We start from the raw sequence: 13,747 nt of genomic DNA on the forward strand, positions 1-13,747 counted from the left end.
AAAAATGCTTATCTTGTTTCATAAAAAATAGTTGGCAAGTTAAAAACTTGCCTTGTATAAAAAAGGATAAAAGATGATTTGGTATTTAATAAAATTTGAAGTTGCTTTAATGGTTTTAATGTGTTTAACACTTATAATCTTAGATAAATATGCATCAAAAGAAAATCAACTATCTAAAAATAAAATTAAGGTTTATATTTTGTGTGTTGTAGGACTAATTTATCTTATAAAATGTGTTTAAAGGACAAATAATGAAAATTATTGATACTTGGATATTAGTGGCTATGGTTTTAATATGTTTTTGTGTTGTTGTTTTGACTTACGAAGACTATAAAAAAGCCTTAGCTAGTGGTAATGAAAGAAGGATTGATAAAGACAGAAAAGATTTAAAAGAAGCAATAGCTATATTATTTGTAGCGATAGTTTGCTTTATTTTAGGGTTTTTGTTTTTTTGATAGGTGCTTGGCAAAGGCTAGAAACTTGTTGTTTAAAAAAAATAAGGATAGAAAATGGTAAAGGTAAAGTTAAAGTTTAAAACTGATGAAGAAGAATTAAAAAAATTGGCAAGTGAATATAATTTAGCAGATAAAAAAGCGTTAAAAGCTATAGAGATTTATTGCTTGATAGAAAAATTACTTCCTAATGAGTTTGTTGTAGAAGGTAAAGGAATTTTTGGGATTAATAATACAATACTAACATTGCAAGATGAAATAAAGTTCGTAGAATTAATGGCTGTAGATCTTCATAATGCGTTTAATGTATTTATGAGTGATGAACTTATAAAAAGATTTGAACAAGAAGAAAGCTTTTATAAGTATTTTGAAGCTAAAAATATGCTAGGAGAATTTTCTACAAGGCAAATAGCTATGATATTTTGTATGTGTTTTTATAGATTTTATTCTTATTTAATAGTAAGGCGTGAAAATAAGTCAACTAATATTCGTAATTTGAATGAGATAGTTGATAATGATTTAGGTTTTGGTAGATTTGATTTGGGTCTTGTATTTGAAGAACTTAATATAGAACGAGAAAATGAAAGAAGAAGTCATCACAGATATTATGAAGTAGTACAAAATAAAGAATTATACTACAGCACGATTTGTAAGCTGATATTTAAAAGGATTTTTTGTGAAATTGAAAAAACGCAAGAAAAACAGCAAATTGTAAATGAAAATAATACTGATATAATACGAGAATCACTACTTAAAGGTTTTTTTTAAAGGAGCGTTAATGGATATAGTAATTATGTATTTATTAGGTGGATTAGGTTATCTTTATGCTGCTTTTAGATGTCGTAAGGATAAGATAGATTTTTTAGTTTTACTTATATTTGCGATATTTTTTATCGCTGCAGGAATTAAAGAAATATTAGCTGCTTATTGATTAGTTTTGAACCACCGAGTTTTTCTCGGTGGTTGCTTATTTTGTAATTCTCCCCTTTATTTTAATGTTTTTTAAAAATCACAAAGGGGCGATTATTGTTTAAATTATTTAAAGGAAAAAGTATGAGAATAGAAGAATTGATAAAGAAATTAGTTGCATTACAAAATGCTTATGGAAACTACAAAGTGTTTTTAAAAGAAAACGAGAATAGTATAAGAATAATAGAAGATATTGTGCTTGAAGAAGCAATACTAATGATTGATGATGAAAAAGTAGGAAATCATAATTATTTCCTAATTGGCTGAAAGGGTAAAAATGAAAGATTTTCAAATGATTTTGGAATTAAAAGAATTATTAATTAAAACATTTCAAGGTAGTAAAGATATATTTCCTACAAGACCATATGACACTATCATTGTTGCAGGACTTATTAGGGTTTATAAATCTAAAACAAGGGCAAAAACATTAAATATCTTTTTAAAACATTGGATAAAGACTTCACTAGATGATTTATATAAAGATAATTTTAAAGTTGTATTACAAAATCATAAAGGTTTTATATGCTTTAAAGAAGTAGCCTTGCATTGTATGAATGAAACTAAAAGGATAAAAGATGTTTCCAAATAGAGATTACGAAAATATAGAAAAATTTATTAAGGATTTAGAAGAAGCAGGAGCTGATGGCTTTTTCTTCAGCCATATAGATGAAATAGTGTGTCACAAGATAAAACAGGATATTTATTTTAGTTATTTATCTAATATTTTAAATATTAAAAGCTATACCCCTATGAATATCAAACTAGCCTACAGAAAGCTTGAAGAAAGCAAAAGGCAAGAAGTATTTAGCGGACTTATTGCTTATTTAAAATCTACTTATTTAGATTTTAAAAGAGAAAAAATCCAATTGATAAGTAAAAAACAACTAAAAGAAGTTATTGAGTATTGGGAAAAAATAGGGAAAGTTTATGGATATGACTATGCTGACCCAAGACTTTTAAAATCAGGTAAAGATAATTACTTTTTTGAAAATGAAGTAATAAAGCGTATTTTAAGAACAGATTGTTTGCAATTGAGATTTTTATTAGATTATACAAATAGAGATAGAACAAGGGTTGAATTTTTAGAAAATTATTGGGTAAGGCATATTAAAGAGAATGAAACGCCTTATGAATTAGTCGTTAGAGTAATAGAAGAAATCAACCAAATAAACAAGTATTTTGAATTTGTTTGGGATAAGGATGAGTGATGAGAGAATTAAAAGATTTAAAAGATTGGTGGATAGAACATTATAAAAAGCAAATTGATGAGCTAAAAAAGATTAGAAAAAACAAATTATATAGCCAAAAAGAAAAAGAAGTTTCTTCTATAGGAGCTGAATTTAATGCGTATGAAGGTTGGTTTTATTTTGATATTGGAGCTAAGTTTAAACTAATACCTTTACAAAACGACCTATACCATAAAATAAATAGCTTAGATAGTAAAATTAGAAAAGAGTTTGCTTATGAGTTCATAACAAAAGTCTTAAATGGCTATATTTTAAGTGGCATTGTAGAACCGATGAGTAAAGAGCTAGTTGACCCATTTGAATGGAGCTTTTGTTTTGGCTATATTGATAAAAAAGAGCCACAATGTATTAACTTTTTAGACTTTTATGGTGTAAATGATGCAGAGCGTTTGGTGGAAGAAGTTGGGTGCAAAAAATACAACGAGCTTACAGATATGGATGCTGGATATATCAATAGTATGAGTGATTTTTCAGCGTTACTTATTTTAACAGATAGCAAAACCGCGAGTGAATTTATAAAAGATTTTTTAAAAAGGATAAAAAATGGTTAGTAAAGGTTTTTGTGAAAGAGCAACGATGGTTGATAGTGAAATCATTTGCGATAAGGATTTAGATTTAGAAGCTTTAGGACTTTATAGTTTTTTGGTGTTTTTAAGCAATATAAGCGAACCTATAAATCTTTATAAGATAGCAAAAAGCAGAAATATAGATTTTAAAAAACATTATAAAACACTAAAAAGACTTGAAGAAAAAGGATATATAGAATTACGAGACTTAAGAAATATCCTTGCCAAAGAAAGCCTTAATAGTAACGATAAGTTTGAGAATATCGTAGTTAAAGTTCATAATATGTATAGTAGAAAAAGACCACAATTAGGAGAATGATATGGAGCTTAAAGAATTTATAAAGCAGCTTAAAGCCGAGATTGATTGTGTAAATACAAATCCTAAGCTTTATTTTTATATTGAAAATTACGGAATAAAAGCTGAAATTAAAGAAATAAAAGCTTTTAGCGAAAAAGCAATAGATATAAAGCTAATAGCAGAAGAAGTTTAGAAAGGAATAAAATGTTAGAAAGATTTAAGAGATTATTGGAGATAGCAAAAAATGATGAAGAGTTTAAAAAAGAGTTGGCTGATTGCTTAGATAAGGCAGAAACTACTAAAAACCTTAAGCATTTTCAATATGGGCTTTATAGCGATGAAGAAATAGAGCAAATATCACAAAAAATTTTAAGAGCAGATTTAATGTATAAGCTAATTCCTAATAGTATAAAACTGCTTAATAATGAGCTTAGTTTTGCTTTTGATGTATCTAGTGATAAGATATTTTTAAAATACGATGTGAAAAACTATAGACCTATTGATTTAGATATTGTTTTTGATGGACACCCAGATGCAAACGAAGAAGATAAAAAAAGAGTAAAGGATTTAACTTATAAAAAGATATGGAACGAACTATGTATAGAAGAAAACAAAGCATTATGTAGTAAAGTAATATCGCTTGCAAAAACGCAAGATTTTCAAACAAAACAAGCAATTTCTAAAACAAAACTAGATGAGCTATTAGAAAAGCTTGATGAAACTATTGAAAGTGTAGATTGTATTCCACACAATAGTGTAAATTCGGTATCAGGCGATTGCAGTGATATAGTTGATGAATTAGAAGAATTAAAAACCGAGCTTAAAGACTTATTTACAATAAAACTGATTTAACACACACCCAAATCCCCCTTATTTAATTATGTTTTTTACAAAACACCCAAAGGGCGAGTATTGTTTAAAGAAAGGAAAAAAAGATGACTTATGAAGAATTAAAAGAGATTAAGCAAAGGCTTGATAAGTGGAGAGAGCAAAGGTATTTAAGTTATGAAAGTCAGCAAAAAGGCTTCGTGCCGAATATCCTAGATGAGCTAAGAGAGTATTATCTAGCAAAAGATGACGATGAAAGGGTCGCTGAATTATGCGATATAGTAATTTATTGTTTAAATGTAAAAGAGTTAGAAGAGTTTGGGTTAAGTAATAAGCGTGCTGCTTCGCTAAGACATTTGATAGATAATCTAGCAAATATGATAAGCACAAAATACACAGGACTTGAGCTTGATTTTAAAAGCGAGTTAGCATTAGCTAGTATTGAAGGACTTATTGAAGTTAGTATAAGAATAATTCAAAGAATGAACTATAACCCTTATGAATGCCTAAAAGAAAAGGTAAAAGAGATAGAAAGCAGAAGTGGTAAATATGATGAGAGTTTAGGTAAGTTTATTAAAGATTTTGGAACTTATACAAAAGAAGAAGCAAAAGAATTAATCATTAGTTTTTATTACGCTTGGGAAGAAGATGATATTAAATACGATAAAGAAGATGAAGATTATTTTTATTTCATTATCACAACAGAAAACAATCGTATTGAAAAAATCAAAAAATGGCATAAAGCTAAGATGATTAAATGCTTAGCATAGATGAATATCTAAAAGCAAAAAATATAAAAAACCCACAATTAAAAAAATCATACGATTTACTAATTAGCTATGAGCTAACTCATAAAAAGTTTAGCAAGGCTGATTTTTTAAATGAGCTTTATATTTTTTGCACCACATTAAAACAAAACAGGTTTTTAAAAGAACGCTACATTCAAGCGTTTTTTTTAATTAATGAAATTGAAAAGAATTTAAAACAAAATTAGAAAGGAAAAACAATGAAACGACACCCAATTTTGAATAGTGATTGTTCTCATTACGACAATGAGAGCGAACCTACGATTTTACAAATACAAAAAGAATTAACCTTAGATGAATTAATCGGCTTTTGCAAAGGCAATGTTATAAAGTATAAAAAAAGATATGGCAAAAAAGAAGGGGAGAATTTAGAAAATAATATAGATAAACAAACTACATATAGGTATGGAGCTTTATTTTATAAATTATTTAAAAGTTTTAAAGCTAATTCAGAAGAACAAGAGATTTTAACTAAGATTTGGAATGCAAATATAACCGAAAAAGAAGCAAGAGATTATTTAGCTAAAAATAAAGCCGCTGCAGAAAATAAAAAAATGTGTTATGTAATTGTTTGCGATATTTTAGAATATTTGCTAAGGAGCTAAAATGCAAGAGTTAAAAGATATTTTTGATTATATAAATCAAATGGATTATGAAACGCTTTTTAAGAATTTAAAAGGCATAAACGAACAAGAAAAGCTAAGAAAAGAAATTAACATTAATTTTAAAACCAATGCTGATTTATCTTATGAAGAGTTGAGATTATATGGATACAGAAAACTTACTAAACCTGAAGCGTTTTTACAAATAAAAAACGCCTTAGAAAAGTTCTACAAAAGTAAAGAGCTAAAGTTTTATATCTATAAAGAAAACAAGCAAATTTGTTTAAATGATTTAGATGTTAGCAAAAGCTTTTTTGCTTGGTATGTTGAAAATACTAAGCCACAGATTTATTTTGAATACAAAAATAAAGAATATAACTTAAAAATATACGATGTATATTTTTATGATGTTTTGCTAGGCAATAAAACAATTTTAGAGCTTGAAGCGAATAAGGTTTTTGGTAAAAAAATGAGCGAATGCTTATACGAATTAAACAAAATAAAAGAAAGGCTAGATAATGAGTTTTATAAATAATTTTGAAACAAAGCAAAAGCTTGTAAATATAGAAAATGGCATTAATTCACTTAAAAACAAAATAAATATAGGTGTAGATTTAAGTGAAGTTTTAAACAAATTAACAAGCATTGAAGCAAGATTAGAAAGGATAGAAAATGAGCTTAGAGAAGCTATCAAAAAACCTACAAATATATAGAGAGTATCTAAAACTAAGTGAGTTATTAGATTTTAATCACGAAGCTTTTAGCGAGATTAAAGAAAAGCTAAAAGTAAATGATATAAAGTGCTTAAAAGATGGTTTAAGGCTTAGAATTGATAAGATAGAAAGAATATTTTATTATAAAAAATGCTTAGAAAAAATAGCCTATCCTAAGTTTATACAAGCATTGAATAACTTAGATAAAAACGAGCTAGAAAAGTTTTCACAAAACACAAAGCATTTTTTAGCTTCTAAAAGCGTAAAAACAAAAGATATTAAAAAGCATTTAGCTTATGATTTTAAATATGTTTTAAAAGATACTGCATTTTTGCAAGATTTAAAAAACTTGTTAGTCTTAATTTAATCCCTTTTTTTGACAAGTAGGTAAAAGTCCTTTTCACATTAAAAATAAAAAGGATAAAAAATGGTAACACTTAATTTAGTAGGAAGAATAGTAAAAGATGTAGAGCTTTTTAATAAGCAAAGTGGACTAAATGATGATGTATTTTATACAAATAATACAATAGCTATTGAACTAAACGGCGTAGATAGAAGTAAAACAAAGCCTGAATACACTCAAACACCATTATTTTTTAATTTTGTTTTATTTGGCAATGAAGCAAAAAACTTTAGCAATTGGGCTAGTAAAGGTCAAAGAATTGCAATTGTAGGCGAGTGGCAAATAGATTATTATTTAGATAAAAACCAAGAGCAAAGAAGCCAAGACACTATAAAAGTATTCAAATGGCAATTATTAGATAAGCCACAAGAAAAACAAGCACAAACAAGGCAAACAAACTATACGCCTAAAGAAAAACCAGCCATTCAGCAAAGCGAAGAAGAAAGCGAAGTTCCATTTTAATAAGGAGAAAAAATGACAAAAAGCAATTTAAATTACATAATAAATGAGCTAAAGATAATTGCTAATTTTATCAAAAAAAATGATTTAGCTAATTATCACTCAAGCCTAATTAATTTATATATTTATATATACAAATTAAAGGGTAAAAAACTTGAATATATATTTATTTTGCTTTTGCCAAAAATTGCTTCGCTTATCAAAGCAAATGCTGAAGTTTTTGAGAATAAGCTAGAGCTATCAAGGAAAGTTTATATTAAAAAATGCCTTGAAGTTCTAGAAGAACTTATAAAAGATTGCGAGATTAGAAAAGAGCTAAAATGAAAATTAATTTAATAAATTATGGAATTAGTTCTGTAGTTAGAATAAGAAATGATAAGCAAAAAATATTAGCTAGTTATAGCTTTTTTAACAACGATGAGCTAATAGATGATTTAGGAAGAGTTGTGAGTTTTAATGCTAAAGCAAAAAGATTTTATGAAGAATGCTTACTAACAAACTCACTAAACGAGATAAAAGAAATTGCAAAAAAATATACATAAAATTTTATGTATTTTTATATGTATTTTAAGGAGTAAATATGAGTGATAAAGAAAGATTATTAGAAATATTGTTTCAAGTTTGTAAGGATGAAAACATTAACTTTCTAGCAGTTAATGATATAAGATTAGCAAAAGATAAATTATATCTTAATGAGCTAGAAATTGACCCAAACGCAGTGTTATACCTTGATTACGCAAGATTGTTTGCGAAGATTAATGCAAGAGTTAGCATTATTCAAGCACTAAATATCGCAATAAAAACTGATTGCGATACTTACAAAGAACAAAGACTATTAATCCACGAAATTTTAAAAATAGCAAGTGAGAGCAAATTATTTAGTGAGCTTGAACTAATGCAGCTTAGCCTAAGCGCAAAAGATAAATGCGATGAGTTGTTAATAAAGGAGTAAAAATGAATAATGAAGAAATATTATTAAATAGCATAATTCAAATTAAGAAAGCGTTTTTTGAAACAAGAGAATTTTTAAACGATAAATCTTGGGAAGATTTGATAAATAAAAAAGTCTATGAGTTAATTTGTAAAATTGTAGAAGATGGTAAACAAATTGACCTAGTTACTCTTGTGCTTTACGCACAAGAGCTAAAAGTAGAGCAAGTAATTGATAGAATTTATTCAATTACTAACACAGAACCAACATTAAATTATTTAGATTTTGCAAAAAATCTAAATAAAAAAGAATGCTTAAAAGCTCAAAACGACCTAGCGTTAAAACTACTTGACGCTAGTAAAAATGGCAATCTATTAAGTTATGAAGATGTAATGAACTTAATAAAAGTTCCAAAGACAATGATTTACAAGACTGCTGCCGAACTATACTATGAAATGAGCGAAGAAATAAAAACAATGACCTTATATCCAACAGGAATTAGCGTTATTGATAGATGTTTTAAAGGTGGCTTTCAAACGGGCGGTCTTATTTTAATAAACGGAGAGCCTGAAGCAGGTAAATCTATGTTTGGCTTACAAGCAATAGAAAATATCGCAAGAGCTAAACACAGAGCTGCTTATTTTTGTTTTGAGTTTTTAAAAAGGGACTATATTCAGTTAAAAATGAATGTAGATAAGAACCTACAAACAAAAGAAAATGCAATCGCAGCAGAAGAGAATGAGAAGCGTGCGTTAAAAAGACAAGCAAGAATAAAACAAGAATTAGAATTAAAAAAAGATGAGATTAGAAAATTACAAAATAAAAACGAAAATAAAGCAATAAATTTAGAAGATAAAGAAGTTCTTAAACTATTAGATATTAAGTATGAATTAGATGATGAAAAACCTATAAAACCTGTAATTATAACACCATTCTTTAAAAAGGAAAATTTTAACAATCTTGAAGTTATAGATGAAGATTATGGAATTAATGAAGTTGCTATGCATATTAGAAAGTTGTGTGAAGAAAAAAATGTTAAATTCTTTTTAATTGATAGCCAAATGCGTTTGGAAGTAAATAACGGAAGAAGCCTTGAAGAAGAAGAAAGCCGCAAATTTAGCACCCTTGCAAAACTAGCACATAGTTTAGATATTTGTATAATCTTAATAGTTCAAACGAGTAAAACGGACACCCAAACTCCTGCGGGGACAAAAAAAGGAGCTCACGAAGCAAAAGCTATAATCCGTATTGAAACAGTAAAGGAAAACAAAAGTATAAGTGCAACAAAGCGTTACATTATAGTTCAAAAAAATAAGCAAAGTGGAGCTCACGATAGTTTTCTTGTGGAATTTGACCCTAATACTTGCAAATTTGGTGAGCGTATTATGGATAAAAAAGATGATGAAAACAATAAAAAGAAACATAAGGTAGAAGATTTATGAACCTACAAGAGCTAAAAGATACATTAAATATTTTTGATATTGCAAACTCATTAGGGCTTAATGTAGCAAAAAATGGCACTAGATTTTGGACGCAGTGTCCATTTCACGCTGATAAAAACCCTAGTTTTATTTTAAATGCTGATAAGAATTTTGGTTATTGCTTTACTTGCAATGCAAGTGCTGATGCTTTTAAACTCGTAATGCATATAAAAAATTGTGATTTTAATGCAGCTTGCGAATATATCGCAAGCTATTACAATACTATTTATGAGAGTAAAAGCTCAAGCAAAAATCAAGAAAATTACGAAAGCCTAGAACAAGCTTTAAGTATTTATCAAAGAGCATTAAATGATGAATGCAAAGAATATTTAAAAAAGCGTGGAATAAATGAAGATAGTATCAAAACCTTTAAGCTTGGCTACGGCGTAAGATATGAAAAACAAGAAGATGAACTAAAACTTCATCTTTTTAATAATCGCTTAATAATTCCTATATTCAATAATTCAAAACTAGTAGGATTTGGTGGAAGAAGCCTTGAGAAAAATCCAAAAATAAAATATATTAATTCTCCTGAAAGCGTATTTTTTAAAAAATCACAAATCCTATTCGGACTAAATGCAAATCATATTAAAAAGCAAAATAGCGTAATTATTGTTGAAGGCTATTTTGATGTGATATTAGCTCATCAAAAAGGCTTTAAAAATGTAGTTGCAACGCTTGGCACTGCATTAAATGATTTTCATATAAAAAGGCTTAGCAATCTAACGAATAATATTATCTTTTTGTTTGATAATGATAATGCAGGAATGCAAACTAGTCTAAAAATTGCAAGAACTTATATAAATAATGAGTTTTGCAAAATGGGAATAATTGATTTTAAAGGTTGTAAAGACTTAGGAGAATTATTATTAAAAGATAGTGAATGTTTAAGCCGTATTAAAACAAAAGATTTAGCACTATTTTTATGCCAAAACGAAATGCTAAAATATGTAAAAGGCGAAAATAATATAAATATTATTAATAATATTAAAAACATATTAGAGCAAGTAAGCTCAAACTATCTAAAAAGCTTTTATAGAACTAAAATATGCGAAACTTACAATTTAGATATAAAGTATTTTAGTCTTAGTGTAAAAAGCGAAAAGCCTACAACCACACCTAATTTAAAACAAAAAAGCGAAATAGAAGCAAGTATTTTAAATAAATGTTTAGAAGATAAAAATCATTTAGAATACACGAAAACTTATTTAAAAGAAGTGCATTTTTTAGATTTTTTTGATAGTGCTAGAAAAGTTTTTACAAATCAAAGCTTAGATGAGAGCGAATTAGCAGAAATTAGCATTTATGCTAACAAAAAAAGTAACTTGGAGTTTTTAATCGGTTATAAATTAAAAGACTATTCGCAATGGCTAATAAAAGAAATAGCGACAAATAAAGGCTTAGACGCTTTAGATAAAGCAAAGCGTATTCAAAAAATCCAAGAAGATATAAAAAAACTAAATGCAAAGGTAGGACTAAATGCTAGATAAATATAATCAACTACAAGCAGAACTTATAAAAAGAGAATTGGCTAAAAAGAGCCTAGTGGATTTTATGCGATATAAGTTTGAGAACTTTTATAATAAAAAGTTTAATGACTGCTGGTATTACGGCTACATTGCTGAATACTTAAAAGCTTGTATGTTAGGTCAAATTGATAGGCTTATAATAAATGAGCCACCATCACACGGAAAAAGCGAACAAATAGTAAAATCATTCGTTCCATTTGTATGGTTAAATGACCCTAGCTTTAAGATTATTTATACAACTTACGGAGCTGATTTAACAAAAGATGGTGGCTTAAGTGTAAAGACTTTTATTAATTCTAAAGTATATCGCAATTTAGGTGCTGATTTTAAGTTAGTAAGTGATGAAATATTTAATATTACAAATGATAAAGGTGGTAGAATGTTTTCAACTACTACTGGTGGAGCTGTTACAGGCTTTCATTGTAATGCTTTAATTATTGATGACCCATTAAAAGCAGCTGAATGCTATTCGCAAACGGCTAAAAACAATGTAGAAGAGTATTATACAGGCTCACTTTTATCTCGTTTAAAAAATGATGAAGCAAATTTCGTTGTAATTATTATGCAACGCTTAGCCGTAGATGATTTAGTAGGTAGATTAAAGGACAAAGATGGCTTTCATCATATTTGCTTACAAGCTTTAAATGAGCGTAAAACTTATTATTTTATGCCGAATGAAAAAAGAATTACGCATTCAATAAATATTGATGAAGATTTAGAGCTTTTTTATGAAAGAGAAGAACAAGAAGCCTTAAACCCATTTTTAAAACCTGTAGAAAAATTACTAAGAGATAAAGAAGAAATGGGCGAAGTAGTATTTAATACCCAAATGCAACAAGACCCTGTAATTACTGAAGCAGGATTTTTTGAAAAAGAGAAATTATCTTACATAAATGATTTTGATATGCCTAGCCAAAACGACTACATTATAATAGATAGTGCAGAAAGCACAAGTAAGAGTGCTGATGATAGAGCGATTGTTACTAGTGGAATAAGTATAAATGAAGATAATCAAACCTTACTAATAGTTAAAGATATTTTGCACGGAAAATGGGAATTAGAAGACTTTTGCGAGAATGCAATTACAATGATGTTAAAATACCCAAATGCACCTGTTTTTATTGAGTTAGCTGGTGGTGGAATAACTTTTCATAGGGAGTTGCAAAAATATATTAATAAAAAAAATACTGAATTTAGAAGAGATGGAAAAGCTATTTTAACAAATATCGTTCAAGGCTTTAAGCCAATTACTAAAGAAAGTAAAAATCATCAAATCCAAGCTTTAGCCCCACTTTATAATACAGGCTTTTTAAAGTTTAAGCACACTTGCTTAAATAAAGAACAAGCTATAAAAGAATTACTAGCATTTGACCCTAGCAAGAAAAACAATACAGATAATGTAATTGATTGCATAGCTAAAATGCTTATTCTAGATGGAGTTTATCCACTAGATAATAATAATTCAAAAAATACTTTAAGCGATATTACTTATAGATATAAAAGGGGGTGGAGAATATGAATAAAAAAGAATTAAAAATCCAAGCAAGGACATATTACGAAACGCATTTATGCAGTGTAAAAGATGTAGCAAAGCATTTTAATATAAGCGAAAAAACGCTTTATTATTGGATTAAAAATGAAGATTGGCAACAAGCAAGCGTGGGTGTAAATGTAGATAGCAATGAACTCGTGCAAGGTGCAATAATGAGCCAAATAGACGCCGCTAAACAAAATGTAAAAAATGAACTTATAACACAATTTGAGAATAAAAAGTGTCTATTTGATGAAAGCATAATAGATACTACAAGCGATGAAATACTACTCACTGCTATGAGTTCAAAAATGATAGATAAAACACTAGTTGAGTATATGTATATGAGCAAGGCAAGTGCAGTGAAGCTATATAAACACGCCACAAGTTTAAAAGAGCAAAAAGAAGTAATAAATGCCCTTGCAACTGCTGCAAGTATAGCTGAAAGTGTCAAAAAGTGCATTCACGGAAAAGATGTGCCAAGTATCGCAATCCAGCTAAATAATAACAATATTTTAAGTAGTGAAAACCTAGCAGAGCTTAGTAGTGATGAACTTAGGAGAATGTTAAATGAAATCAAGAAGCCCGAGATTTAGTATAGATAAAAAAGTCTTAAATGATTTAAAAATTACTGCTAGATATTATGGAGTTAGTATCTCGTATTTGTGCGAGTTAGCGATTGATTTTTACAAAGGAAAAGAATATGAAAGAAAATTACAGAAAAAGTTGCATATTTTATATGCAAAAAAACAAGTTAAAGAGCTTAAAAAGACTTGCGAAGAGCAAAAATACTTCAAAAAGCAAGATATTAGAGGTATCGTTGCGACAATTTTTAGCGAATTTGAGTGAAAAAGATATATTTTTAGCAAATGAGCTAAAAAATTTATGGCACTAAAATGAGATTTTAAAATTTGCTACTCTTTTTAAAAATT

General features: G+C 27.9%; 26 protein-coding genes. All 26 read left to right on the top strand.

Going from position 1 to position 13,747, the window contains the following annotated elements; translation table 11 throughout:
* Positions 1 to 73: 73 nt before the first annotated feature.
* Positions 74 to 241: a hypothetical protein gene (locus AVBRAN_RS02115; protein WP_239803410.1), complete on the top strand. Its 168-nt coding sequence runs from the start codon at positions 74 to 76 to the stop codon at positions 239 to 241.
* A gap of 10 nt (positions 242 to 251) precedes the next feature.
* Entirely contained in the window at positions 252 to 455 is a 204-nt protein-coding gene (locus AVBRAN_RS02120; protein WP_239803411.1) for a hypothetical protein, read from the top strand.
* A 54-nt stretch (positions 456 to 509) separates the two neighbouring features.
* Positions 510 to 1,220, top strand: a complete 711-nt coding sequence (locus AVBRAN_RS02125; protein ID WP_239803412.1) for a hypothetical protein — start codon at positions 510 to 512, stop codon at positions 1,218 to 1,220.
* A 10-nt stretch (positions 1,221 to 1,230) separates the two neighbouring features.
* Complete coding sequence (locus tag AVBRAN_RS02130; RefSeq protein WP_239803413.1) at positions 1,231 to 1,383, top strand: hypothetical protein; 153 nt, start codon at positions 1,231 to 1,233, stop codon at positions 1,381 to 1,383.
* Positions 1,384 to 1,505: 122 nt separating this feature from the next.
* Positions 1,506 to 1,688 (top strand): hypothetical protein, encoded by a 183-nt coding sequence (locus tag AVBRAN_RS02135; RefSeq protein WP_239803414.1) that lies wholly within the window; start codon positions 1,506 to 1,508, stop codon positions 1,686 to 1,688.
* Positions 1,689 to 1,698: 10 nt separating this feature from the next.
* On the top strand, positions 1,699 to 2,010 hold the full coding sequence (locus AVBRAN_RS02140) for a hypothetical protein (protein ID WP_239803415.1): 312 nt from the start codon (positions 1,699 to 1,701) through the stop codon (positions 2,008 to 2,010).
* On the top strand, positions 1,997 to 2,629 hold the full coding sequence (locus AVBRAN_RS02145; RefSeq protein ID WP_239803416.1) for a hypothetical protein: 633 nt from the start codon (positions 1,997 to 1,999) through the stop codon (positions 2,627 to 2,629). The genes AVBRAN_RS02140 and AVBRAN_RS02145 overlap by 14 nt, the downstream gene beginning before the upstream one ends.
* Positions 2,629 to 3,219 carry a hypothetical protein gene (locus tag AVBRAN_RS02150; protein WP_239803417.1) on the top strand — a complete coding sequence of 197 codons (591 nt, stop codon included), beginning with the start codon at positions 2,629 to 2,631 and terminating at the stop codon, positions 3,217 to 3,219. Before AVBRAN_RS02145 ends, AVBRAN_RS02150 begins: the two co-directional genes overlap by 1 nt.
* Positions 3,212 to 3,553, top strand: a complete 342-nt coding sequence (locus AVBRAN_RS02155) for a hypothetical protein (protein ID WP_239803418.1) — start codon at positions 3,212 to 3,214, stop codon at positions 3,551 to 3,553. The genes AVBRAN_RS02150 and AVBRAN_RS02155 overlap by 8 nt, the downstream gene beginning before the upstream one ends.
* Position 3,554: 1 nt before the next feature.
* The gene (locus tag AVBRAN_RS02160) at positions 3,555 to 3,725 is read left to right on the top strand and encodes a hypothetical protein (protein WP_239803419.1); all 171 of its coding nucleotides are present in this window, start codon (positions 3,555 to 3,557) and stop codon (positions 3,723 to 3,725) included.
* 11 nt (positions 3,726 to 3,736) lie between these two features.
* Positions 3,737 to 4,384 (top strand): hypothetical protein, encoded by a 648-nt coding sequence (locus AVBRAN_RS02165; RefSeq protein WP_239803420.1) that lies wholly within the window; start codon positions 3,737 to 3,739, stop codon positions 4,382 to 4,384.
* An 83-nt stretch (positions 4,385 to 4,467) separates the two neighbouring features.
* Positions 4,468 to 5,130, top strand: a complete 663-nt coding sequence (locus tag AVBRAN_RS02170; RefSeq protein ID WP_239803421.1) for a hypothetical protein — start codon at positions 4,468 to 4,470, stop codon at positions 5,128 to 5,130.
* Entirely contained in the window at positions 5,118 to 5,354 is a 237-nt protein-coding gene (locus AVBRAN_RS02175) for a hypothetical protein (protein ID WP_239803422.1), read from the top strand. Before AVBRAN_RS02170 ends, AVBRAN_RS02175 begins: the two co-directional genes overlap by 13 nt.
* A gap of 12 nt (positions 5,355 to 5,366) precedes the next feature.
* The gene (locus tag AVBRAN_RS02180) at positions 5,367 to 5,771 is read left to right on the top strand and encodes a DUF3310 domain-containing protein (protein WP_239803423.1); all 405 of its coding nucleotides are present in this window, start codon (positions 5,367 to 5,369) and stop codon (positions 5,769 to 5,771) included.
* Between the two features lies 1 nt (position 5,772).
* Positions 5,773 to 6,303, top strand: coding sequence for a hypothetical protein (locus AVBRAN_RS02185; protein ID WP_239803424.1), 531 nt, complete (start codon positions 5,773 to 5,775; stop codon positions 6,301 to 6,303).
* Positions 6,287 to 6,481 (top strand): hypothetical protein, encoded by a 195-nt coding sequence (locus AVBRAN_RS02190; protein WP_239803425.1) that lies wholly within the window; start codon positions 6,287 to 6,289, stop codon positions 6,479 to 6,481. Before AVBRAN_RS02185 ends, AVBRAN_RS02190 begins: the two co-directional genes overlap by 17 nt.
* Positions 6,441 to 6,848: a hypothetical protein gene (locus AVBRAN_RS02195; protein WP_239803426.1), complete on the top strand. Its 408-nt coding sequence runs from the start codon at positions 6,441 to 6,443 to the stop codon at positions 6,846 to 6,848. Before AVBRAN_RS02190 ends, AVBRAN_RS02195 begins: the two co-directional genes overlap by 41 nt.
* A gap of 60 nt (positions 6,849 to 6,908) precedes the next feature.
* Positions 6,909 to 7,346, top strand: coding sequence for a single-stranded DNA-binding protein (locus tag AVBRAN_RS02200; RefSeq protein WP_239803427.1), 438 nt, complete (start codon positions 6,909 to 6,911; stop codon positions 7,344 to 7,346).
* 12 nt (positions 7,347 to 7,358) lie between these two features.
* On the top strand, positions 7,359 to 7,667 hold the full coding sequence (locus tag AVBRAN_RS02205; RefSeq protein ID WP_239803428.1) for a hypothetical protein: 309 nt from the start codon (positions 7,359 to 7,361) through the stop codon (positions 7,665 to 7,667).
* Positions 7,664 to 7,885, top strand: coding sequence for a hypothetical protein (locus AVBRAN_RS02210; protein ID WP_239803429.1), 222 nt, complete (start codon positions 7,664 to 7,666; stop codon positions 7,883 to 7,885). Before AVBRAN_RS02205 ends, AVBRAN_RS02210 begins: the two co-directional genes overlap by 4 nt.
* 38 nt (positions 7,886 to 7,923) lie before the next feature.
* Positions 7,924 to 8,295 (top strand): hypothetical protein, encoded by a 372-nt coding sequence (locus tag AVBRAN_RS02215; RefSeq protein WP_239803430.1) that lies wholly within the window; start codon positions 7,924 to 7,926, stop codon positions 8,293 to 8,295.
* Between the two features lie 2 nt (positions 8,296 to 8,297).
* Positions 8,298 to 9,716, top strand: coding sequence for an ATPase domain-containing protein (locus AVBRAN_RS02220; protein WP_239803431.1), 1,419 nt, complete (start codon positions 8,298 to 8,300; stop codon positions 9,714 to 9,716).
* On the top strand, positions 9,713 to 11,245 hold the full coding sequence (locus AVBRAN_RS02225; protein WP_239803432.1) for a CHC2 zinc finger domain-containing protein: 1,533 nt from the start codon (positions 9,713 to 9,715) through the stop codon (positions 11,243 to 11,245). Before AVBRAN_RS02220 ends, AVBRAN_RS02225 begins: the two co-directional genes overlap by 4 nt.
* On the top strand, positions 11,235 to 12,803 hold the full coding sequence (locus AVBRAN_RS02230) for a hypothetical protein (protein WP_239803433.1): 1,569 nt from the start codon (positions 11,235 to 11,237) through the stop codon (positions 12,801 to 12,803). Before AVBRAN_RS02225 ends, AVBRAN_RS02230 begins: the two co-directional genes overlap by 11 nt.
* Positions 12,800 to 13,411 (top strand): helix-turn-helix domain-containing protein, encoded by a 612-nt coding sequence (locus AVBRAN_RS02235; RefSeq protein WP_239803434.1) that lies wholly within the window; start codon positions 12,800 to 12,802, stop codon positions 13,409 to 13,411. Before AVBRAN_RS02230 ends, AVBRAN_RS02235 begins: the two co-directional genes overlap by 4 nt.
* The gene (locus AVBRAN_RS02240) at positions 13,386 to 13,664 is read left to right on the top strand and encodes a hypothetical protein (protein ID WP_239803435.1); all 279 of its coding nucleotides are present in this window, start codon (positions 13,386 to 13,388) and stop codon (positions 13,662 to 13,664) included. Before AVBRAN_RS02235 ends, AVBRAN_RS02240 begins: the two co-directional genes overlap by 26 nt.
* Positions 13,665 to 13,747 lie beyond the last annotated feature (83 nt).

The sequence above is a fragment of the Campylobacter sp. RM12651 genome (assembly GCF_022369475.1).
Taxonomy (GTDB): domain Bacteria; phylum Campylobacterota; class Campylobacteria; order Campylobacterales; family Campylobacteraceae; genus Campylobacter_E.